Origin of the sequence: Agrobacterium sp. 719_389 (assembly GCF_900188475.1) — a bacterium.
GTDB classification, from domain to species: domain Bacteria; phylum Pseudomonadota; class Alphaproteobacteria; order Rhizobiales; family Rhizobiaceae; genus Agrobacterium; species Agrobacterium radiobacter.
Window position 1 is genome coordinate 193,957 of the sequence record NZ_FYEM01000003.1, and the last position, 19,804, is coordinate 213,760.

The window sequence follows — 19,804 nt, forward strand, 5'->3', positions numbered from 1 at the left end:
CAGCTCATGGAATGAAAAAAGCCGCGGCGGTTGCCGCGGCTTTTTGTTTTTAGCGATTGGCCAATCGCGTCATTCGTTCCGGATAACGTTCCCCCGCAACCTTTGTCGGAGAGAGCAATGCGCCGAGGCTGGCAACTTCGTCGGCTGTCAGCGCGACATCCGCTGCCGCCACGTTTTTCTCCAGATTGGCAATTTTCGTGGTGCCGGGGATAGGCACGATGAAATCGCCCTGCGCCATGACCCAGGCGAGCGCCAGTTGCCCTGCGGTAACGCCTTTCGCGGCCGCCATATCTTCCAGCAGCTGGATGAGGGCCAGATTGGCATCGAAGTTTTCGCTTTGGAAGCGCGGCAGGCTGCGGCGGAAATCGTCGGAGGCAAGCCCGTCGAGCGACTTCAGCGCGCCCGTCAAAGCGCCGCGCCCGAGCGGGCTGAAGGGTACGAAACCGATGCCCAGTTCGCGGCAGGTGTCCAGCACGCCATTTTCTTCGGGATCGCGGGTCCAAAGCGAATATTCGCTCTGAATGGCCGCAATCGGGTGAACGGCATGCGCCTTGCGAAGGGTCACCGCACTCGCCTCGGAAAGGCCGAGCGCCTTCACCTTGCCTTCCCGCACCAGATCGGCCATTGCGCCGACCGTCTCTTCAATTGCCACGTCCGGATCGACGCGGTGCTGGTAATAGAGGTCGATGACATCGACACCCAGCCTTTTCAGTGAAGCTTCGGCGACGGCACGAACATTTGCCGGCGAACCGTCCACACCCTGGATCATCTCCGCCGAAGGTTTGCTGCCGTCGATGCGGAAGCCGAATTTGGTGGCGATGACCACCTGATCGCGATAGGGCTTCAAAGCCTTGCCAAGGAGGATTTCGTTTTTGAACGGCCCATAAACTTCTGCCGTATCGAACAACGTGACGCCAAGCTCGACGGCGCGATGCAACGTTGCGATAGAACTGCTTTCATCATTTGAAGGTCCATAAGCATGGCTCATGCCCATGCAGCCAAGGCCGAGTGCAGAAACGGAGAGGTCTTTTCCGAGAATTCTGTGTTTCATTTGCCTGTCCTTTGTCAGAGCACGCCTTGAAAGCTATCCCGCGGTTTGCAGCGGAGCATGTGTCCAAGACGGTTTAATATACCTTTGGGAGTGGGTACGGGCAAAACATACTGCCCATCGGTGGTAAAAATAATCGCTGCAAATCCGCTTGGGTTGTTCTATCATTTAGAACAATGAACCGTGTGCAACTCTCCCAGCTGGCCGTTCTTGCCGCCGTTGCCGAAGGCCGCAGCTTTCGCAAGGCCGCCGCCGAATTGGCCATCGCGCCTTCCGCCGTCAGCCACGCCGTCTCGTCGCTGGAGGCAAGCCTTGGCCTGCGGCTGCTTCACCGCACCACCCGCAGCGTCTCTCCGACGGAGGAGGGTAAACGGCTGCTCGAAACGTTGGGGCCGGCTCTTGCCGATATCGATACGGTCATCCAGACGCTTGCCGAGCACGGTGGAAGGCCGGCCGGTCCTCTGCGCATCACCCTGCCTCGGCTTGCGGCTGAGGATCTTATCGTGCCGCGGCTGGGGGAGTTCCTGCGGTTCTATCCCGACATATCACTCGAAATCTCAACGGATGATCGCTTCGAAGATATCGTCGCGAAAGGCTTCGATGCCGGTCTGCGGCTCGGAGAGCACCTCGATGCGGATATGATTGCGGTGAAAGCGAGTGGTGCATGGCGCGGCGCGATTGTTGGCGCGCCCTCCTATTTCGCAGAAAACCCTCCGCCATCCGATCCGAGGGATCTCATCCGTCACCGCTGCATCCGCCGGCGTTTCGCCAGCGGCCTTATCTATCGCTGGGAACTGGAGAGGAATGGCAAGCCGCTGGTGGTGGATGTACAGGGACCGCTGATCCTGTCGGACCAGAGCCTCATTCGCCGGGCGGCAATAGATGGGGCGGGCCTTGCCTTTGTTTTCGAACAGCGCGTCGAGGACGATATCAGGGAGGGCAGGCTCATCCGCGTGCTGGAGGATTGGTGCGCGCCCTTTGACGGTTTTTATATCTATTATCCCTCGCGCCGGCAGATGCGCCCGGCGCTGAGGGCTTTCGTAGATTTCTTCCGCTTCAGGGGTGATCAGAACTTGATGCGATAGCGGATATGGCCATCGCTTTTCACGTAGCTGTTATAGAGATTCTGGGCCCGGTGATTGTGCTCGTCCGTGTTCCAGTAAAGCCGTGACCAGCCTCTTTCGGCGCAGATGGCGATGAGATCGTCCATCAGCGCCCGACCTGTTCCCTTTCCGCGGATCGAGCCGTCGACGAACAGGTCTTCCAGATAGCAATCGGGTGTTTTGACCCAGGTGGAATCATGGAAGTGATGGATGGCGAAACCGGCCATCGTGTCGCCGAGCAAGGCCACACGCATGGAAACACGCGAGGCTGGGTCGAGAATACGCGCCCAGGTATGCTCGGTCACGTCGTCGGCAAGGTGGACATCGTAGAAAGCGAGATAGTCGTTCCACAGGCGCAGCCATTCCGCCCGGTCACTCGGCTGTGCGTCGCGAATTGTAAGATCCATGTCACGCACCTGCTTTGTCGAGAAGAGCCATCATCTCGTCTGTCAGCTTCAGATTAACGGCGCGTTTGAAACTCTCGAGCTGCGACAGGCTGGTGGCGCTGGCAATTGGAGCCGTTACGGCACTCTTCCGCAGCAGCCAGGCCAGCGCGATATCAGCGAGCTTGGCCCCGGTTTCCACGGCAACCGCATCCATGGCCCCCAGAATGGCAAGGCCGCGTGTGTTGACGTAATCGCCTACCCGGTAGCTGCGGGCAACGCCCTCGGTGTCGGCCTTGGCGCGATATTTGCCGGTGAGGAAACCGGCCGCGAGGCTGTAATAGTTGATGACGCCGATCTCTTGCTTCACACAAAGATCGGCAAGCGGGCCTTCGAAATCCGCGCGATTATAGAGATTATACTCCGGCTGAAGCACGTCGTAGCGTGGCAGATTGTTCTTTGCGGCCGTGTCCAGCGCGTCCTGAAGCTGGCTTGCGGAATAGTTTGAGCAGCCGATGGCACGAATTTTTCCCTGTTCCTTCAGCTTCGCGAAGGCGGCGAGCGTTTCCTCCAGCGGCACATCCGCATCCGGCTTGTGGGCAAGGTAGAGGTCGATATAGTCGGTCTGCAGCCGCTTCAGGGAAGCCTCGACGGCTTCCGCGATCCACTTGGTGCTGAGACCGGTCTTCTGGCCGCGATTGTCAAAACCGACCTTGGTGACGATCACCGCATCCTCACGCCTGACACTGGACTGCTTCAGCCATTTGCCGATGATGGCCTCGGACTCACCGCCCACATGCCCGTCCACCCAGGCGGAATAGACATCTGCCGTGTCGATGGCATTGAACCCCGCATCGAAAAAGGCGTCGAGCAGGGCAAAGGAAGTCTTCTCATCCGCTGTCCAGCCGAACACGTTGCCGCCGAAGACGATCGGGGCGATGGAGAGGCCGGTGCGGCCGAGGCTTCGTTTTTCCACGGGGAATGCTCCTGTTGCTGTCTTTATGGCAAGGTAGCAACTGCCTGCCGGCATAACCATTCAATTCCTTTGATGGCATTCATCAGGCAGCGGCAGGGTCTGCGAACAATCAGGCGTGAAAACCGCGATAATGGCTGGGCGGATGGCGATTGTGCTGCTGCCAGACGCGCCGCAGGTGCCGGGCGGAGGCAAAGCCCGCCCTTTCCGCGATGGTCTCCATATCCAGCCGGCTGTTGGCGAGAATGTCGCGGGCGAGATTGACCCGCATCAGGTTGACATAGTCTATGACGCTGATGCCGGTATGCTCGCGAAACAGGCGCGAAAGATGCCTTTCGCTGAGCGCCGCAATATCGGCCAGCCGCTCCAGCGACCAGTCCTGCGCCGGCTCGGCCATCACCCGGTCCTGAACCCGGTGAATGGCGGGGTGGATGTGGTTGCGGCCGGTGAGCCAAGGGGAGATTTGCGGATCGCTGCCGCTGCGTCTTAGATAAACGACCATTGTTTTGGCAATGCGGGCCGCAACGGCCGGGGATGTCAGCCGGGAAACCACATGCAGCATCAGGTCGATGCCGGTGGAAATACCGGCACTTGAGAAGCGGTTGCCATCCTCAACGAAAAGGCGGTTTTCGGCCACCTGCGACAGCGGCGCGATGCGGCGCAGCCCTTCAACGCAATCGGCATGAGTCGTGCAGTTTCGCCCGTCGAAAAGTCCCGCTTCACCCGCCAGCAGCGCGCCGGAACAGATGGAAATGACTGTCGTATCGGCACGCACCGCGCGGCGCAGCCATGCCGCAAGCGCCTGCCGCTCTCGCCGTGCCTGCGGATCATTGTCGAAGCGTGACGTGCTGCCCGAGATCAGCAGGAAAGCACTTTCCGGCAGGGTCGCGGGCAAACTCTCCAGCCCGGAAAGCCCAAGGCCGATGGAAGATTGTTGTTCGCCACTCGCAGCAATGTATCGGCAGTCGAAATGGATGTCCCGTTGTTCCGTGTTGGCATAACGGATTACTTCGAGCGGACCGGCAATGTCCAGCAACAGCGCGTGAGGCGGCACAAGCGTATAAAAGGGAATGATGCGCGTGCCGCCTCTATCCATCATGCGGCCTCTTTGACGGTGGCAAGCACGTCGTTGACGGTTAGGATGCGCGCGAAGCGGCCAGCCAGCACCAGTTCGGTCCGTTTGCGGATATCGTCCGGGCTGAAGACGGTGCCGGAAGCATGTGTCATCGGGAAAGTCAGCGTCGCTTCGGTGACGTAATCGACGCTGTAACCACGATCGGAAGCGTGCCGCGTGGTGGTTTCGCAGCATTGTTCGGTGCGGATGCCGGAGATGATCAGCCGGTTGATACCTTTCTGCGTCAGCCAGATTTCGAGGCCGGTGCCGGCAAAAGCCGAATGGCGGTTCTTGTGAAAGGTGACATCAGGGGTGATCCCCACACCCTCCAGCGCCCGGATATAACCGCTGTCCTTCGAGAAGGCCCTGTCGCCATCGACATGGAAGATTTGCACGACTGGAATGCCCGCGGCTTTGGCGCCATCGATCAGCGCCTGCTGTTTCTCCAGATAGGCGGCCAATCCGCTTTCCTCGAAATAGGGGGCATGCCGAAAGGACTCTTGAACGTCGATGACCAGCAGGGCCGTATGGGAAGAGGACATTTCATGTATCTCCATTAGGTTTATGCCTAGCATAATTCCTTTTATAAAGTGCGGAGAAAAGCAGATATCCCGACAAAGAGAGGACAAATCCAGCCATCTTTGATCTATCACTCACCTACGGCTTGCCATGACGTGTGACGATGATAAGTTTCCGCTAAATGGCAGAGCGGGAGAATGGAATGCTGCGCTTCGGAATAATCTCAACGGCGAAAATCGCTCAGGATCACGTCATTCCGGCGATACAGGATGCTGATAACTGCGTGGTCAGCGCCATCGCCAGCCGGGATCTCGCCAAGGCCCGCGCAGTGGCGGATCGTTTTTCCGTGCCACACGCTTTCGGCTCCTATGAGGAAATGCTGGCATCCGATGTCATCGACGCGGTTTACATTCCGCTTCCGACGTCGCAGCATGTGGAGTGGACCATCAAGGCAGCTGATGCCGGCAAACACGTTCTGTGCGAAAAACCGATTGCGTTGAAGGCGGGGGAGATCGATGCCCTTATCGCTGCGCGTGACCGCAACCGCGTTATCATCTCGGAGGCCTTCATGGTCACCTATGCGCCGGTCTGGGCAAAGGTGAAGGAATTGCTGGCCTCGGGCGCGATCGGAACGCTGAAGCATGTGCAGGGCGCTTTCAGCTATTTCAACCGCGATCCCGGCAATATGCGCAATATTCCCGAACTGGGTGGCGGGGCCTTGCCCGATATCGGCGTCTACCCCACCATCGTGACGCGCTTCGCCACCGGCGTGGAACCGAGGCGCGTGCAGGCCACTGTCGAGCGCGACGCGGAATTCGGCACCGATATCTATTCCAGCGTCAGGGCTGATTTCGGCGGTTTCGAACTGAGTTTTTATCTGGCCACACAGCTTGCCGCCCGACAGCTGATGGTTTTCCATGGCACTGACGGATACATCGAGGTCAAATCTCCCTTCAACGCCAATCGTTGGGGCGCGGAAGAGATCGAGCTGACCAATCAGGCCCATAACCAGTCGCAAATCTTCCGGTTTCAGGATAGTCGCCAATATAAGCTGGAGGCGGAGGCCTTTGCCCGTGCTGCGAAGGGTGAGGGCGAAGTGGTCACGCTGGAAAGCTCGAGGAAGAACCAGCTTTTCATCGACGCCATTTACCGGGCGGCGGAAAAGGACGGATGGGAAACGGTTTAGCCCTGATCTTGCCGTTGCCTTTGAAGCCGCCAATAGCCGTAAAGCGCCAGCACAAATGCTGCGAGTGCTGAAAAGGCAAGCGGGACGAGCGGCTGCACCAGCGGGTTGCGCCATTGCAGCAGGGCAAACAGCCCGACGCTGACGATACGCGAGGTAAGCGTGACGGCATTTGTCAGGAAGCTGTTCAGCCGGGCGGATGCCTCACCATTCGAACGGTTCAGCCGCCAGCTTGTTGCAAGCCCCGTTGCAGCGCCCGGCAAACGGGCGGCGAGCGGATCGACGCCGAGATAGAAAATAAGCAGACAGGTAACAACGAGATCAGCGGCCAGTCCGCAAATCTCGGTCAGCGCAAAGTGCGAAAGCCTCAAGGCCGCGGACTTTTAGAGGGTCGGCTGGGTGGAACGCGGGCGCTGCAGCACCAGAAGGCTGATAACGACACCCACGACACCGAAATTGTAACCGGCGAGCGCCAGAAGCAGCGACATCAAGGGCACGGCCGTGGATGAAACTGTGATCGCCACGCCATAGGCGCCGATAATCATCATGCAGATGAAAACGATGCTGAAAACCGAACGCAACGCAACTGCGGTTACGCCGAGCACTGTGGCGGTAAGAAAAATCATGATGCCGCCTCCTCTTTGGTTGCCGGGCCTGGGACAGACGTAACGCCGTCTTCCCTAACGAACCCTTGTTTTCTCCTCCAATCCCCATTTTCCTAACTCGTTAGTTGAGGATATGGTTTCATCGCCGTTAAAATGGGCCGGGCCGGTGCCGGCATTTCCGAATCGACGGGTTTTGGTTACAAACGGGCATGAGCGATATCTTCTCCCACGCAGCATTGAGCAATCTTGCCGAGTTCTCGGTGTCCGAACTGTCGGGTTCCATCAAGCGCACGGTGGAGACGGCTTTCGAGCAGGTGCGGGTGCGTGGCGAGATTTCCGGCTATCGTGGGCCGCATTCTTCAGGGCACGCCTATTTCTCGCTGAAGGACGACCGCGCCCGTATCGATGCGGTGATCTGGAAAGGCACTTTCTCGCGGCTGAAGTTCCGCCCGGAAGAAGGCATGGAGGTCATCGCCACCGGCAAGGTCACCACCTTTCCCGGCTCCTCGAAATACCAGATCGTCATAGAAAGCCTCGAGCCTGCCGGCGCCGGCGCGCTGATGGCGCTCTTGGAAGATCGCCGCCGGCGTCTGGCAGCGGAAGGGCTCTTCGACCCGGCCCGCAAGCGCCGCCTGCCGTTCATGCCGCGTGTCATCGGCGTCGTCACCTCGCCGACGGGTGCGGTCATTCGCGATATTCTTCACCGCATTTCGGATCGCTTTCCGGTCCATGTCGTCGTCTGGCCGGTCAAGGTGCAGGGCGAAGGCTCGGGCGAGGAAGTGGCGAACGCCATTCGCGGCTTCAATGCGCTTCAACCCGGTGGTGAAATAGCGCGACCGGATGTGCTCATCGTCGCGCGTGGCGGCGGCAGCCTGGAGGACCTCTGGAGCTTCAACGATGAAATCGTCGTGCGTGCCGCCGCCGAGAGCGAAATCCCGTTGATTTCCGCCGTGGGGCACGAGACCGATACGACATTGATCGACTATGCCGCCGATGTGCGTGCGCCGACACCGACGGGGGCCGCCGAAATGGCCGTGCCGGTGCGGGCCGAGCTGGAAGCGCAGCTTTCGGGCCTTGCCGCGCGTCTATCAGGCTCGGTATCGCGGCAGATGGACACTCGCCGTCAGGGCGTGCGGGCGCTGGTGCGCGCGCTGCCGTCGCTCGATCAGCTTCTCGCTTTGCCGCGCCGCCGTTTTGATGAGGCTGCAAGCGGTCTTGGGCGTGGGCTTGAAATGACGACGCTAAATAAGCGCCGCGCTTTCGAACGCTCCGCTTCGGGCTTGAGGCCAGAAACTCTGCTGAATGGCCTCAAGCACCACAGGCAGCGGATTACCGAGCGCATGCACCGCGCCGAGACTCTGGTGGAGCGCCGTCTCTTGCAGGGAAAAGGCCGCGTCGATTCGTTCGATTCTTCGCTGCGTTCGCTTCCCGCCCGCCTGCTCGGTCAGCTGGAGCGACAGAAGGAACGGGTCGTCACCGCAGCACGCCGCGCTGATACCGCCGTGCTGCACCGCATGGCGCAGAACCGCTCGGGCCTTGCCGCGCATAGTCGCGTTTTGGAATCGCTGTCCTACAAGAATGTGTTGAAACGCGGCTATGCCGTGATCCGCGACGAGGAAAACCGGCCGTTGACCCGCGCCGCCGCCATTGCTTCCGGCGCTGTCGTATCGATGGAATTTGCCGATGGCCGCGTTTCCGCCATCACAACGGGAGAGGGGATGCCGTCCCCGGATGCCGCCACTGCGCCAAAAAAGAAGCCGGCAAAACCGGCTTCTTCTGGCCCAACGGATCAGGGCAACCTGTTCTGATCAGATCGACGCCGCATCCGAAAAACGGCGGCTGACGGTAAACGTCTTTTCGATATCGGGATGCAGCTCCATGCCAAGGCCGGCGCCCGGCGGCACGGTGATCATGCCGTTCTTCACCTCTGGCAATGCGGTGACGAGATCGCGATACCAGGTCTTGTAGAAGGCGCGCACACTTTCCTGCACCAGCGCATTCGGCGCGTTGAGCGACAGATGGGTGGAGGCGCAGAGCACGACCGGGCCGGTGCAATCATGCGGCGCGACGGGCAGATGCCAGGCTTCCGCCATGGAGGCGATCTTGCGCGCCTCGGAAAGCCCGCCGCACCAGCTGATATCAAGCATCACCACGCCGGCGGCACCCGTTTCCAGCAGATCGCGGAAAGCCCAGCGGGAACCGAGCGTCTCTGATGCGGAGATGGGCGCGGGCGAAACGGCGGCATACCGCGTCAGGCTGGAAAGACTGTCCATCTTGATCGGGTCTTCGTGCCAGAAGGTCTGGTATGGCGTCAGCGCCTTGGCGATCTGCATGGCGGGCAAAAGCTGCCACATGGAGTGAAACTCCACCATGATATCCATCTTGTCGCCCACGGCCTTGCGGATTTTCTCAAATGGCTCGAGCGCGCTTTTCAGGTCCGGCATAGAGATATATTGCCCGCGCGTCTTTTCCGCCGCCGCGTCGAAAGGCCAGATCTTCATGGCCGTGATGCCGTCTTCCAGCAGCGAATGGGCGAGCTCGTCCGCCCTATGCAGGAAGCCGTTCAGATCGTCGTAGTCCTTGCCGCCGGAGAGGCCGTAATTGGCTGTCTGCTGCCCGGTCGCCTTCTTGATGTACTCCGTGCCCGCGCAGGTATTGTAGGTGCGGATTTCCTTACGGCTGAAACCGCCGAGGAGCTGGGCGATCGGCTGGTTGGTTGCCTTGCCGAAAATATCCCAGAGCGCGATATCGAAAGCGGAATTGCCGCGTACCTCCGCTCCCGACGAGCGGAAACCGAGATAACCGACGAGGTCCTGCGCCAGAAGATCAATCTGCAGCGGATCGCGGCCGATCACGCGGGGTGCGATATATTCGTGCACATAGGTTTCCACCGTCTCGGCGCCATAGAAGGTTTCGCCAAGCCCGGTAATGCCCTCATCCGTATGGACCAGAACCCAGAGCAGGTTTGCCCGTTCCGCCACACGGACGGTCTCAAGTTTCGTGATTTTCATGAAGTGTCTCCTCCAGAGGCAAGTCGTGTTCCGTCTGGAACCGTGTTGAAAAAATCAGGCGATGCCGGCGGCCAGAAGCGCGTGCACGCTTTCATCGAAATGCCGCGCCATCAGTGTTGAGGCCGTTTGCGGATCGCCCGCAGCTATGGCCTGTCCAATGGCGATGTGAAGTTCACCTGCGGCATGACGCTGTGCGTCGGACGTGCGGCTCTTCCAGCCGATCGGCCAGGTCTGGCGCGTCACATTCTGAAAGGCGCCGAGAATGAGTTCGAAAACCGGGTTCTTGGATGCTCTGGCGACGGCAAGGTGAAAGGCCAGGTCGTGCTCCATGACCTTGTCGTTGTCGCCGAAATCCCGCTCCATATTGTTGGCATGGTCGAGAATGGTGAGCGCTTCCGCATCGGTTCGCCTCAGCGCCGCGAGCGTCACGGTTCGGACTTCGATCGTGCGGCGTACATCGTAAATCTGCTGGATATTGATCTGTTCGGTGTGAATGCCATGTTCGAACATCAATGACATCGCACCATGGTCCAGCGTCGCCACCGTGGCGCGCTTGCCGGCGCTGACATCGATCAGCCGCATGGCCGAAAGGGACCGGAAGGCCTCGCGGACGACGGTGCGCGAAACGCCGAGCTGCTGTGAGAGCGAAAGCTCGCTGGGGAGTTTCGCCCCGGGCGCAAGTTCGTTTTCCCTGATGTGGCGGGTGATCGCGCCGATCGTGCTGCTGACGAGACCGGATTCATGCGGAATGGCACTTAACATTTTTCCTCCAACCTGTAGTACAGGTTTATGGAAAATTGCTTACAGGATTTTCTGCGGCGAAACAAGCGCCATCATGCTGCCATTGCGTGTTTGCCCGCCCGGAAAGCCTATTCTTCGAAATCCTGCAAAAATCGTTTCAGCAGTTGGTTCAGCGTCGCACGCTCTTCTTCGCTGAGGCCGGCAACCAGACGGTGCTGGTTTTCGACGTGAGCGCCGGCCGCTTCCTCGACAATGGCAAACCCCCGCTCCGTCAACGATATCAGGACGCTGCGCCGGTCATTCGGGTTGTGTATGCGCTCCACCAGCCCCGCTTTTTCAAGCTGGTCGATGCGGTTGGTCATGGTGCCGGAGCTTACCATCGTCATGGCCAGCAAATCGCCGGGGGAGAGCTGATAGGGCGAACCGGAGCGGCGCAATGTCGCCAGAACATCGAAAGCGGAGGAGGAAAGCCCATGTTTCAGCAGCACCGCCTCCACCTCCCGGCCGAGATGGATGGTGAGACGGTTCAAGCGCCCGAGGAGCCCCATGGGGCCGACATCGAGATCGGGCCGCTCCCTGCGCCATTGCGCCAGAATGTGATCGACGTGGTCCAGTGGTTCTTTGCTCATCCCCAAGGCATAACAATTGATATCTTGACGTCAAGATAAAATCGGCTAAGTTCCATTTATCTTGATGTAGAGATTCTTGAAATGAAGAAAAATACGACCTATGCCGCCGATGTGCTGGTGACCGCCCTTGCCCCGGCCATTTGGGGAACCACCTATTTCGTCACGACGGAATTTTTGCCACAGGGATATCCCCTGCATGTCGCCATGCTGCGCGCATTGCCGGCCGGCGTGCTCCTGCTGCTTTTCGTGAGAAAGCTGCCGCAGGGCGTCTGGTGGCCGCGCAGCTTCATTCTCGGGGCGCTGAATTTCTCGTTCTTCTGGGCAATGCTTTTTGTTTCAGCCTATCGGCTGCCGGGCGGCGTGGCGGCAACGGTGGGCGCAGTCCAGCCCCTGATCGTGATTGGCCTCTCCCGGCTGTTTCTCTCAGCACCCGTTCGGCCGCTGGCCATCGCAGCCGGTTTTCTGGGTATTGTCGGTGTCGCGCTTCTGGTTCTGGCGCCGGGTGCGGCACTGGATGGTATCGGCGTGGCGGCGGGTCTCGCCGGCGCCGTATCCATGGCTTTTGGAACGGTGCTGACCCGCAAATGGCGGCCGCCGGTGTCGAACCTCACATTCACCGCGTGGCAACTGACGGCCGGCGGCATCCTGCTGCTGCCGGTCGCCTATTTCCTGGAGCCGGCCCTGCCGACACCGACAGCGGCCAATATTCTCGGCATGACCTATCTGGGTATTATCGGCGCCGCCTTGACCTATTTCCTGTGGTTCCGCGGGCTGACCCGTATCGAACCTTCCGCCGCCGCATCGCTCGGCTTTCTAAGCCCGGTCGTTGCAACCCTGCTCGGCTGGCTGGCGCTTGGCCAAAGCCTCGCGCCAGCACAGGTCGCAGGTTTCGTCGCGGTGCTTTTCAGCATCTGGCTCAGTCAGCGCAGCCAGTTGCCGAGATAGGTCCCGTCAGGCCCATTCGCCCTTGCGCATCACCGGAACCGTGGAGCCATCCGGCTTCACGCCATCAATGTCCACCTTGTCGGAGCCGATCATCCAGTCGATGTGGATCAGGCTGGAATTGCCGCCCTGCGCCGTGATCTGCTCCTGCGACAGCGAGGCGCCGTCAAGGAAGCATTTCGAATAGCACTGGCCGAGCGCGATGTGGCACGAGGCGTTTTCATCGAACAGCGTGTTGTAGAACAGGATGCCGCTTGCCGAAATCGGCGAGGAATGCGGCACCAGAGCCACTTCGCCCAGACGCCGCGCACCCTCATCGGTGTCGAGCACCTTGTTCAATACAGCTTCGCCCTTGGACGCCTTGGCTTCGACGATGCGGCCTGCCTCGAACTTCACCTGGATATCGTCGATCAGCGTTCCCTGATGCGACAGCGGCTTGGTGCTGGAAACGTAACCATCCACGCACAGCGCATGTGGTGTGGTGAACACTTCTTCAGTCGGAATATTCGGGTTGCAGGTCACACCATTCTTGGCGGTAGAGGCGCCGCCATGCCATTCGTGGCCGTCCGCGAGGCCGATCTTCACATCCGTGCCGGGGCCGGTGAAATGCAGCGAAGCGAAGCGTTCGCCGTTCAGCCATGCCGAGCGCTTGGCGAGATTGGCATTATGCTGCGCCCATGCGGCGACCGGATCGGCCAGATCCACCCGCGAGGCGGCGAAGATGGCATCCGCGAGCTTACGGACCGCTTCGTCTTCCGTCACATCGGGAAAGACCTGCTTTGCCCAGGAGGGGTTGGGATAGGAGATGATGTTCCAGTTGATGTCGAAATTGGAAATCTTCTCCAGCGCCGGCTTGTAGGCGGTGGAGTTGGCCTTGTTGGCGCGCGCCACCTTGGCCGGGTCCTGTTCGGCCAGCAGCATGGGGTTATCGCCGGCGATTGCAAGCCGCGCCGCGCCATTGGCATAGGCCTTTGCCATGCCCTCATAAAGCCAGCCGGAAGCACGGTCGAAATTGGAGTCGCTGGCATGGCGATAGCGCGAAAGCGTGGTTTCTTCATCGGAATAAAAGGTGGTGACCAGTCCGCCACCCGCCAGATAGGCGTGTTTGGTCAAAAATCGCACCAGCGGCAACGCTGCCAGCGGCGCGGTGATCACCAGATCCTGGTCCTTCTGCAATTGCAGGCCGACCTTGACGGCGACTTCAGCCAGTTTTTCGAGTTTCACGGGATCGATGGGAGAAACGGTCATGATCTGCCTTCGTCTATTTCAATCGGAGGCGCCGACCATAGCCCATTCCTCCCGAAAGCCAAACGCTTTCAGGCATGCTTCCCAGCGCGTCAATCAGCGACCAGCGGTGCGGCAATGGCCTTCAGCGCCATTTGGGCATCGCGGGGCGAAAGCCTCACTTGCAAGCCACGCTGCCCGCCATTCATGTAGACATAATCATGCGTGATCGCCCCGGCCTCGATGGCCGTCGGCACCTGTTTCTTCTGCCCGAAAGGGCTGATGCCGCCGACATGGTAACCGGTGGCGCGCTCGGCATCGGCGGGCTTCATCATGCTGGCGGATTTGCCTCCGAAGGCGGCGGCCAGCTTCTTCATGCTGACTTCACGATCCGAAGGGACGACAACGCAGACCGGCTTGCCGTCCAGCTCCGCCATCAACGTTTTCAGCACCAGATGCGGCGGCTCACCGATCGCCTCGGCCGCCTGCAGGCCGATGCGGTCGGCACTCGGGTCGTAATCATAGGTCACAGTGGTGAAGGCAACGCCTGCCTTGGCCAGCATCTGGGTGGCGCGGGTTGTTTTGGACATGGCGGGTTGCAGTCACGCAAAAAGGGTCTGGTAGGTTTCAGGCTTGAAACCGACAGTTATCTTGCCCTTCGCCTCCAGCACCGGGCGCTTGATCATGGAAGGCTGCTGCAGCATCAGCGCGATAGCCTTCTCACGGGTCAGGTCGGTTTTCTGGCCGTCGTCGAGTTTTTTGAAGGTGGTGCCGGCGCGGTTGAGAACCGTTTCCCAGCCGGCGGCGTCACACCATGTTTCCAGATGGGCGCGGTCGATGCCCGACGCCTTGTAGTCATGGAAAGAATAGTCGACGCCATGGATCTCCAGCCAGCTTCTGGCCTTCTTCATCGTGTCGCAGTTCTTGATGCCGTAAATGGTGATCGTCATGCTGCCAGCCTCTTTGTCTTCAAGCTCTTCGGCATAACAAAATATCCGCCTTATTCAACCCGCCGCTGAAATGCCCTGCGTCGTTGGGAAGAGTGGCGGCTGAGCCATGCGAAATCGCAATAGCTGATATCCGAACGAGCGCGAGCAAAGCTGCATGGCTTCCCTGCTGCATCATGAGTTGTAGAACGGGGCCGAAATGCCCATTATCTGGGCATCAAAGATGGAGAGAAAAATGCGTCAGGTTGCAAAGACATCGCGTAACTTCTTCGGCGAAACTTTCGCCGTTCTCGGTGCAGCGCTCTCGGTTTCGGCCGCTGTTCGCGCACATCGCAAGCCCGCCCGTGCCGATCTCGAAGCTCTCGGTATCGACGGTAAGGCTTTCGACAAGGTACAGCTCTAAGCTGGTGATTGTCCGTTGCGAGGCGATACCGCCTCGCTTGCGCTCAGGATCGACAACCGGATCGCTTTTCGACGGGCGCGGTGGATACGCTGATGGCGCGAAAAGCGCCCCGGCTTCGCAAGAAAAAGGTTCCGTATAGCGTTCAACAGCGGATGCTGAAACGACTATCGGCGTGGGAAGTGCTATGTCGCTTCGGGTGCATCTTATCGCATCGCCGCCCTTTGCATCGGCCGTTTCGAAGGCCCGATCACTTTTCCCGACAAATGTAACTGGCTTTCAGGCCGCTCATAACGGTCTGCTTTTGGCGAAAGTGCGAAGCGCTCCAGCAACTCATGTCGTGTTTCGCCGTTGTGGCTGAGCACAAGTTCGAAGTTCCCCGCCAGCCAGCTATAGGGTTTTTCAACCGGCATCAGTTCGATTTTCCCGCAACCGTAGATCATGGTGAGATGCGGCGTAAAAGACGATATGGCGACATAGGGCAGGTTTGCTCGCCAGAGGGCGCGCTGTGCCATCTTCGCCAGAGCCTTAAGTTCCTGCATCTCGCTGCTGCTGCGTAGCGCCAGACTGTTGCGATTGCCGAAAAGTGACGTTCCATCGAATGTGATCGGAACGGGTCGCGCCTTGATTTCCCCGAGCGCCGACTTCAGCCGATGTACCAGCCCGTGAGGCACGGTCTCAAAACATCCGACACAGAGCAGGGTTATATGCAGAAGCTCCGGCGGATAGGCCTCACGCTTCGTCCGCCCTCCGGCATGGCGCGACGCATCGGCAAAAATTCGTTCCGCCAAGGTTGCCGGCGGTTTCAGCATGATCAGCAGCTTGCTGCTTGATCGCGGATTGAAACGCCGTATTTTCTCCGGCTCCCACCCTTCGAAGCAAAGCTGCCTTGAGCCTCCTTCCTCTGCCAACTCGAAACTCATGATGATGCTCCATGGCCTTTGCCAAGGCCGCGATATTATCATCACCGGTTAAAATTGAAAGAACAAAAAGAGAACAAGAGCTTTGCGACGTTCACCAGATAGCGGGAAACAGCCGATAGCGCCTTTGACGGGCATATTCAGAATAACCGGGCAATTCGGCCTGCAGCAGGCGGTCTTCCCAGCCAGTACGGATGATCAGCAGCACGATGGCCAAAGCGGCGGGGAGCAGGGCTATCCAGGAACTCAATGCGAGCGGTATGCCAGTGAACATGCCGATTGCGGCCGTGTAACCGGGGTGGCGCACGATACGGTATGGGCCCGACGTGACCACCCGCTGCCCGCGTTCGCTTTGGATACGGACCCCGGGCTCGAAGAACGGATTGACGGCTTGGGCCCAGGCCGTAACCGCGATGCCGCCGACAAGCAGGATGTAACCGAGCAGGACGGCCGAGAGCGGCACGACAGACCACGCCATCCGGCCGGCATCGAATGCAGCAACCGGGATTTCAGCGAAAAAAGCCAAAAGTATCATGGTGACCAGGATCAGGTCCCATTTCTTGGTGCCCGGCTGGAACCGGCTGCGCGCGCGGAAAATGACCGGGTTCACACGCGCCAATACCAGCGCGGAAAGGCCAAAAGAAACGGCGACGACGACCACGAAAATCCAGCCCGGGCGCCAGTCGATCCTGCCCGCAGGCAAAAAGATCAGGGCGATCAGGCCGAGCGGTGACATGATGGCGTAAAGGATCGCGGCGGTGCGTGACATAGGCTTCGGATCGGCATCGGATGTCATCGATGGGTTTCCTTCTGTTGTCCTTGGCAGGACCAACGCAGCTTTTCCTGGTGGACTGATTACCCCATTAAAGCGGTGCCGGGTCGGTGATACTCTGCGAAAGACGGTCGAATACTGGCAAAAAAGCACAGAAAGTCAAACGCATAAGCGGTGTCGGGGCTAGCCGACCGCGCGACAGTTGCTTGCGGACCGGAGTGGGCGATCCCTGTTTGGTGGTTCATTTTTTAGTCGCTTTCGGCAGTCGGTATGTCCCGTAATATCGGCCCCGCGCGCATCTGGTTGCCGGCGAGATTCCGTCAGCAGCTATAAGTTAAACGGCTTCGGTTGACATTCTACCTACTAATTGGTAGGCAATCGATATGAAAAATCCACAAACCAAAGCTGATGAAATTCTTCGTTGCGCACGCGCCCTGATCATAAAGGGCGGCTATAACAGTTTCAGCTATGCCGATATTTCCGCTGTGGTCGGTATTCGCAATGCGAGCATTCACCACCATTTTCCCAGCAAGACCGATCTGGTCCAAAAACTGGTTGCGCAATACAGGCAGGAGGCGGAAGCCGGTATCGCCGAACTTGAGCGGAACGTTTCCGATCCGCTCGAACAGCTTCGCGCCTATATCGGTTATTGGGAGGGCTGTATCGCTGAGGCCACTCATCCCTTCTGCGTCTGCGCTCTGCTCGCCAGTGAAATTCCGGTTCTGCCTGAAGCAGTCGTTCTTGAAGTGCGCGCGCATTTTCGAAGTCTCTCGGACTGGCTCACTGCCGTTCTGGAACGCGGCGTTGCTCAGGGGCGCATCGCGCTGAGCGGGACTGCCAGAGCCAATGCTGAAATCTTCATGGCCACCGTGCATGGCGCGATGCTTTCCGCCCGTGCTCACGGTGACGCCACGACTTTTGGTGCAATAACCCGCCCCCTGCTGGAGCGCATGACCGCTTAAAATCGGAGCCTCGCGGGGAACGTGAAGGCGTGGCCCGGGCGGCGTGCCACCGAAAAAATAGACAGCATTAAGCTGGCGGATGTGTCGATGACGGTCTGCTTCCCGGCCCACCCCCGTCCCTTGGACAAGAAAGGCAATCTCTCATGTTCGGAATTTCTCCGCTTGGCTGGATCCATACACTTGGAAGCCTGCCGGCCATTCCCGCCGCCATTTATATGTTTGCCCGCCACGGCCGAATCGTTCCGCGATCAGCGCCGGGCACCCTCTATCTTGTCTCCATGCTGATTGGCGCTGCGACTGTCTTCCTCGTGGCGCATCAGCCGATCAGTTACGGCATTGGCGTCCTGACCATCCTGTTCCTGCTTGCAGGTTACGGCATTGAACGTGTTCTGGGGGCAACGCGCCCGGCCAGATATATTGAAACCATCTGTCTCAGCATCACTGCGTTCCTTTTGATGGTCCCGACGGCCAGCGAAATCCTGCGTCGTGTTCCGGACGGTCACCCTCTGGTTACGGACCTGAAATCACCGCTGCTTCTGGGTGTTCAGGCAGGGTTGCTGGTGATCCTCGTGGTCGGTCTGGTGGCCCAGATGATCTATCTCACCCGGCAAAACAGAAACGCCGCGAACTAGTCGCGGCGTCATCTTAACTGCGTTCGATGCGGTGGCGTTGCGGCAGCAACGTCGCCGTGTCGATGATGGTCCTATTCCCACTCGATCGTGCCGGGCGGCTTGCTCGTCACGTCATAGACGACGCGATTGATGCCGCGCACTTCGTTGATGATGCGGGTTGCCGCGCGGCCGAGGAAATTCATGTCGTAGGGATAGAAATCCGCCGTCATGCCATCCACCGAGGTCACAGCGCGCAGCGCGCAGACGAAGTCATAGGTGCGGTAATCGCCCATGACACCGACGGTCTGCACCGGCAGGAGCACGGCAAAAGCCTGCCAGATGGTATCGTAGAGACCAGCCTTGCGGATTTCATCGAGATAGATCGCATCCGCCTTGCGCAGAATGTCGAGCTTCTCGCGGGTGATCGCGCCGGGGCAGCGGATTGCCAGACCCGGACCGGGGAAGGGGTGGCGGCCGATGAAGCTGTCCGGCAGGCCGAGTTCGCGGCCAAGCGCACGCACCTCATCCTTGAAGAGCTCGCGCAGCGGCTCCACCAGCTGCATGTTCATGCGTTCGGGAAGACCGCCGACATTGTGGTGGCTCTTGATGGTGACGGAGGGGCCGCCGGAGAAGGAGACGCTTTCGATGACGTCAGGGTAAAGCGTGCCCTGTGCGAGGAAATTCGGAGCACCCTTGCCATCTGCGGCGATCTTGGCCGCTTCTGCCTCGAAGACCTCGATGAACAGGCGGCCGATGGTCTTGCGTTTCACTTCCGGGTCGGAAACACCCGAAAGTTCGCCGAGGAACAGATCGGCGGCGTCAACATGAACAAGCGGAATATTGTAATGGTCGCGGAACATGCCGACGACCTGTTCGCTTTCGCCCATCCGCATCAGGCCGTGGTCCACGTAAACGCAGGTCAGCTGGTCGCCGATCGCCTCGTGGATGAGGATTGCCGCAACCGAGGAATCGACGCCGCCGGAGAGTGCGCAGAGCACGCGGCCGGTGCCGACCTGCTCGCGGATCTTGCGGATCATTTCGGCGCGATAGGCCGCCATCGTCCAGTCGGATTTGAGGCCAACGATCTTGTGCACGAAGTTGGAGAGCAGCTTGCCGCCATCAGGCGTATGCACCACTTCCGGGTGGAACATGGTGGTGTAATAGTGGCGCGTCTCGTCGGCAGCGATGGCGAAAGGCGCGTTCTCGGAGGTTGCGATGACCTCGAAACCTTCCGGCAGCTTCGTCACACGGTCGCCGTGGCTCATCCAGACGGGATAGCTTTTGCCCTGTTCCCAGAAACCTTCAAAAAGCGGGCTTGCCTTCTTGATGTCGATATCGGCCCGGCCGAATTCCGCCGCATGGCCACCCTCGACAACGCCGCCGAGCTGGGTGCAGAGCGTCTGCTGGCCGTAGCAGATGCCAAGGATCGGAACCTTGCTGTCGAACACCGCCTGCGGCGCGCGCGGGCTTCCTTCCGCCGTCACGGATGCGGGGCCGCCGGAGAAGATCACGCCCTTGGGCTGAAGCTTCTCAAACGCCTCTGCGGCATTCTGGAACGGATGGATTTCGCAATAGACCCCGGCTTCGCGGATGCGGCGCGCAATCAGCTGCGTCACCTGGCTGCCGAAATCGATGATGAGAATGCTGTCGGGATGGGCTATCTGGGTCATGGCGAGCCTTTAAAGAAAATGGCGGCTTTAGGCAACCCGGAAGCGGG

The 19,804-nt window shown here is 59.5% G+C and carries 23 protein-coding genes; 7 read left to right on the top strand and 16 right to left on the bottom strand.

Annotated features, from left to right (window positions below):
• Positions 1-49 precede the first annotated feature (49 nt).
• Complete coding sequence (locus CFB10_RS07850) at positions 50-1,051, bottom strand: aldo/keto reductase (RefSeq protein ID WP_020011135.1); 1,002 nt, start codon at positions 1,049-1,051, stop codon at positions 50-52.
• A 173-nt stretch (positions 1,052-1,224) separates the two neighbouring features.
• Here CFB10_RS07850 and CFB10_RS07855 point away from each other — a divergent pair, with 173 nt between their 5' ends.
• Complete coding sequence (locus CFB10_RS07855; RefSeq protein WP_020011134.1) at positions 1,225-2,133, top strand: LysR family transcriptional regulator; 909 nt, start codon at positions 1,225-1,227, stop codon at positions 2,131-2,133.
• On the opposite strand, the gene CFB10_RS07860 is transcribed toward CFB10_RS07855, so the two are convergent.
• The 4 genes from CFB10_RS07860 to CFB10_RS07875 form a co-directional block, all read right to left on the bottom strand.
• Positions 2,115-2,558, bottom strand: a complete 444-nt coding sequence (locus CFB10_RS07860) for a GNAT family N-acetyltransferase (protein ID WP_020011133.1) — start codon at positions 2,556-2,558, stop codon at positions 2,115-2,117. The genes CFB10_RS07855 and CFB10_RS07860 overlap by 19 nt on opposite strands.
• A 1-nt stretch (position 2,559) precedes the next feature.
• Positions 2,560-3,510 (bottom strand): aldo/keto reductase, encoded by a 951-nt coding sequence (locus CFB10_RS07865; protein WP_020011132.1) that lies wholly within the window; start codon positions 3,508-3,510, stop codon positions 2,560-2,562.
• A 109-nt stretch (positions 3,511-3,619) separates the two neighbouring features.
• The gene (locus CFB10_RS07870) at positions 3,620-4,603 is read right to left on the bottom strand and encodes a GlxA family transcriptional regulator (RefSeq protein ID WP_020011131.1); all 984 of its coding nucleotides are present in this window, start codon (positions 4,601-4,603) and stop codon (positions 3,620-3,622) included.
• Positions 4,603-5,163: a cysteine hydrolase family protein gene (locus CFB10_RS07875; protein WP_026363812.1), complete on the bottom strand. Its 561-nt coding sequence runs from the start codon at positions 5,161-5,163 to the stop codon at positions 4,603-4,605. The genes CFB10_RS07870 and CFB10_RS07875 overlap by 1 nt, the downstream gene beginning before the upstream one ends.
• 179 nt (positions 5,164-5,342) lie before the next feature.
• Here CFB10_RS07875 and CFB10_RS07880 point away from each other — a divergent pair, with 179 nt between their 5' ends.
• Positions 5,343-6,326, top strand: coding sequence for a Gfo/Idh/MocA family protein (locus tag CFB10_RS07880; RefSeq protein ID WP_020011129.1), 984 nt, complete (start codon positions 5,343-5,345; stop codon positions 6,324-6,326).
• Here CFB10_RS07880 and CFB10_RS07885 read toward each other — a convergent pair.
• Positions 6,323-6,694, bottom strand: a complete 372-nt coding sequence (locus tag CFB10_RS07885; protein ID WP_020011128.1) for a hypothetical protein — start codon at positions 6,692-6,694, stop codon at positions 6,323-6,325. The genes CFB10_RS07880 and CFB10_RS07885 overlap by 4 nt on opposite strands.
• Positions 6,695-6,706: 12 nt before the next feature.
• Complete coding sequence (locus CFB10_RS07890) at positions 6,707-6,949, bottom strand: hypothetical protein (RefSeq protein ID WP_020011127.1); 243 nt, start codon at positions 6,947-6,949, stop codon at positions 6,707-6,709.
• 188 nt (positions 6,950-7,137) lie between these two features.
• Between CFB10_RS07890 and xseA the strand changes: the two genes are divergently transcribed.
• Positions 7,138-8,736, top strand: a complete 1,599-nt coding sequence (xseA, locus tag CFB10_RS07895) for an exodeoxyribonuclease VII large subunit (RefSeq protein ID WP_020011126.1) — start codon at positions 7,138-7,140, stop codon at positions 8,734-8,736.
• Here xseA and CFB10_RS07900 read toward each other — a convergent pair whose 3' ends face one another.
• The 3 genes from CFB10_RS07900 to CFB10_RS07910 all read right to left on the bottom strand — a co-directional run bounded on the left by CFB10_RS07900 (position 8,737) and on the right by CFB10_RS07910 (position 11,309).
• Positions 8,737-9,939: a mandelate racemase/muconate lactonizing enzyme family protein gene (locus CFB10_RS07900; protein ID WP_020011125.1), complete on the bottom strand. Its 1,203-nt coding sequence runs from the start codon at positions 9,937-9,939 to the stop codon at positions 8,737-8,739.
• Between the two features lie 54 nt (positions 9,940-9,993).
• On the bottom strand, positions 9,994-10,701 hold the full coding sequence (locus CFB10_RS07905) for a FadR/GntR family transcriptional regulator (protein ID WP_020011124.1): 708 nt from the start codon (positions 10,699-10,701) through the stop codon (positions 9,994-9,996).
• A gap of 107 nt (positions 10,702-10,808) precedes the next feature.
• Positions 10,809-11,309 carry a MarR family winged helix-turn-helix transcriptional regulator gene (locus CFB10_RS07910; protein ID WP_020011123.1) on the bottom strand — a complete coding sequence of 167 codons (501 nt, stop codon included), beginning with the start codon at positions 11,307-11,309 and terminating at the stop codon, positions 10,809-10,811.
• Between the two features lie 81 nt (positions 11,310-11,390).
• On the opposite strand from CFB10_RS07910, the gene CFB10_RS07915 reads away from it, so the two are divergent.
• Positions 11,391-12,254 (top strand): EamA family transporter, encoded by an 864-nt coding sequence (locus tag CFB10_RS07915; RefSeq protein WP_020011122.1) that lies wholly within the window; start codon positions 11,391-11,393, stop codon positions 12,252-12,254.
• Between the two features lie 6 nt (positions 12,255-12,260).
• Here CFB10_RS07915 and CFB10_RS07920 read toward each other — a convergent pair whose 3' ends face one another.
• The 3 genes from CFB10_RS07920 to CFB10_RS07930 form a co-directional block, all read right to left on the bottom strand.
• Complete coding sequence (locus tag CFB10_RS07920; protein WP_020011121.1) at positions 12,261-13,499, bottom strand: aminopeptidase; 1,239 nt, start codon at positions 13,497-13,499, stop codon at positions 12,261-12,263.
• A gap of 89 nt (positions 13,500-13,588) precedes the next feature.
• A complete protein-coding gene (gene ybaK / locus CFB10_RS07925) occupies positions 13,589-14,065 on the bottom strand; it encodes a Cys-tRNA(Pro) deacylase (protein ID WP_020011120.1) in 477 nt (158 codons plus the stop codon).
• A 12-nt stretch (positions 14,066-14,077) separates the two neighbouring features.
• Complete coding sequence (locus tag CFB10_RS07930) at positions 14,078-14,425, bottom strand: ArsC family reductase (protein ID WP_020011119.1); 348 nt, start codon at positions 14,423-14,425, stop codon at positions 14,078-14,080.
• A gap of 232 nt (positions 14,426-14,657) precedes the next feature.
• Here CFB10_RS07930 and CFB10_RS24005 point away from each other — a divergent pair, with 232 nt between their 5' ends.
• Positions 14,658-14,825, top strand: a complete 168-nt coding sequence (locus CFB10_RS24005) for a hypothetical protein (RefSeq protein WP_003503889.1) — start codon at positions 14,658-14,660, stop codon at positions 14,823-14,825.
• 203 nt (positions 14,826-15,028) lie between these two features.
• Here the strand turns inward: CFB10_RS24005 and CFB10_RS07940 are convergent, their stop codons facing one another.
• Together CFB10_RS07940 and CFB10_RS07945 are read right to left on the bottom strand one after the other, a co-directional pair.
• On the bottom strand, positions 15,029-15,745 hold the full coding sequence (locus CFB10_RS07940) for a 2'-5' RNA ligase family protein (protein ID WP_026363811.1): 717 nt from the start codon (positions 15,743-15,745) through the stop codon (positions 15,029-15,031).
• 91 nt (positions 15,746-15,836) lie between these two features.
• Positions 15,837-16,538: an isoprenylcysteine carboxylmethyltransferase family protein gene (locus CFB10_RS07945; RefSeq protein WP_020011116.1), complete on the bottom strand. Its 702-nt coding sequence runs from the start codon at positions 16,536-16,538 to the stop codon at positions 15,837-15,839.
• Between the two features lie 359 nt (positions 16,539-16,897).
• Between CFB10_RS07945 and CFB10_RS07950 the strand changes: the two genes are divergently transcribed.
• Together CFB10_RS07950 and CFB10_RS07955 are read left to right on the top strand one after the other, a co-directional pair.
• Positions 16,898-17,476: a TetR/AcrR family transcriptional regulator gene (locus tag CFB10_RS07950; protein ID WP_020011115.1), complete on the top strand. Its 579-nt coding sequence runs from the start codon at positions 16,898-16,900 to the stop codon at positions 17,474-17,476.
• A 143-nt stretch (positions 17,477-17,619) separates the two neighbouring features.
• On the top strand, positions 17,620-18,108 hold the full coding sequence (locus tag CFB10_RS07955) for a hypothetical protein (protein ID WP_020011114.1): 489 nt from the start codon (positions 17,620-17,622) through the stop codon (positions 18,106-18,108).
• Between the two features lie 71 nt (positions 18,109-18,179).
• Here CFB10_RS07955 and guaA read toward each other — a convergent pair whose 3' ends face one another.
• Positions 18,180-19,757, bottom strand: coding sequence for a glutamine-hydrolyzing GMP synthase (gene guaA, locus CFB10_RS07960; protein ID WP_020011113.1), 1,578 nt, complete (start codon positions 19,755-19,757; stop codon positions 18,180-18,182).
• Between the last annotated feature and the right edge of the window lie 47 nt (positions 19,758-19,804).

Excerpts from the sequence above, each read along its gene's own strand:
- CFB10_RS07850 (WP_020011135.1), bottom strand. The coding sequence starts at position 1,051 with ATGAAACACAGAATTCTCGGAAAAGACCTCTCCGTTTCTGCACTCGGC.
- CFB10_RS07855 (WP_020011134.1), top strand. The coding sequence starts at position 1,225 with ATGAACCGTGTGCAACTCTCCCAGCTGGCCGTTCTTGCCGCCGTTGCC.
- CFB10_RS07860 (WP_020011133.1), bottom strand. The coding sequence starts at position 2,558 with ATGGATCTTACAATTCGCGACGCACAGCCGAGTGACCGGGCGGAATGG.
- CFB10_RS07870 (WP_020011131.1), bottom strand. The coding sequence starts at position 4,603 with ATGGATAGAGGCGGCACGCGCATCATTCCCTTTTATACGCTTGTGCCG.
- CFB10_RS07875 (WP_026363812.1), bottom strand. The coding sequence starts at position 5,163 with ATGTCCTCTTCCCATACGGCCCTGCTGGTCATCGACGTTCAAGAGTCC.
- CFB10_RS07880 (WP_020011129.1), top strand. The coding sequence starts at position 5,343 with ATGCTGCGCTTCGGAATAATCTCAACGGCGAAAATCGCTCAGGATCAC.
- CFB10_RS07890 (WP_020011127.1), bottom strand. The coding sequence starts at position 6,949 with ATGATTTTTCTTACCGCCACAGTGCTCGGCGTAACCGCAGTTGCGTTG.
- xseA (WP_020011126.1), top strand. The coding sequence starts at position 7,138 with ATGAGCGATATCTTCTCCCACGCAGCATTGAGCAATCTTGCCGAGTTC.
- CFB10_RS07900 (WP_020011125.1), bottom strand. The coding sequence starts at position 9,939 with ATGAAAATCACGAAACTTGAGACCGTCCGTGTGGCGGAACGGGCAAAC.
- CFB10_RS07905 (WP_020011124.1), bottom strand. The coding sequence starts at position 10,701 with ATGTTAAGTGCCATTCCGCATGAATCCGGTCTCGTCAGCAGCACGATC.
- CFB10_RS07910 (WP_020011123.1), bottom strand. The coding sequence starts at position 11,309 with ATGAGCAAAGAACCACTGGACCACGTCGATCACATTCTGGCGCAATGG.
- CFB10_RS07915 (WP_020011122.1), top strand. The coding sequence starts at position 11,391 with ATGAAGAAAAATACGACCTATGCCGCCGATGTGCTGGTGACCGCCCTT.
- CFB10_RS07920 (WP_020011121.1), bottom strand. The coding sequence starts at position 13,499 with ATGACCGTTTCTCCCATCGATCCCGTGAAACTCGAAAAACTGGCTGAA.
- ybaK (WP_020011120.1), bottom strand. The coding sequence starts at position 14,065 with ATGTCCAAAACAACCCGCGCCACCCAGATGCTGGCCAAGGCAGGCGTT.
- CFB10_RS07930 (WP_020011119.1), bottom strand. The coding sequence starts at position 14,425 with ATGACGATCACCATTTACGGCATCAAGAACTGCGACACGATGAAGAAG.
- CFB10_RS24005 (WP_003503889.1), top strand. The coding sequence starts at position 14,658 with ATGCGTCAGGTTGCAAAGACATCGCGTAACTTCTTCGGCGAAACTTTC.
- CFB10_RS07940 (WP_026363811.1), bottom strand. The coding sequence starts at position 15,745 with ATGAGTTTCGAGTTGGCAGAGGAAGGAGGCTCAAGGCAGCTTTGCTTC.
- CFB10_RS07945 (WP_020011116.1), bottom strand. The coding sequence starts at position 16,538 with ATGACATCCGATGCCGATCCGAAGCCTATGTCACGCACCGCCGCGATC.
- CFB10_RS07950 (WP_020011115.1), top strand. The coding sequence starts at position 16,898 with ATGAAAAATCCACAAACCAAAGCTGATGAAATTCTTCGTTGCGCACGC.
- CFB10_RS07955 (WP_020011114.1), top strand. The coding sequence starts at position 17,620 with ATGTTCGGAATTTCTCCGCTTGGCTGGATCCATACACTTGGAAGCCTG.
- guaA (WP_020011113.1), bottom strand. The coding sequence starts at position 19,757 with ATGACCCAGATAGCCCATCCCGACAGCATTCTCATCATCGATTTCGGC.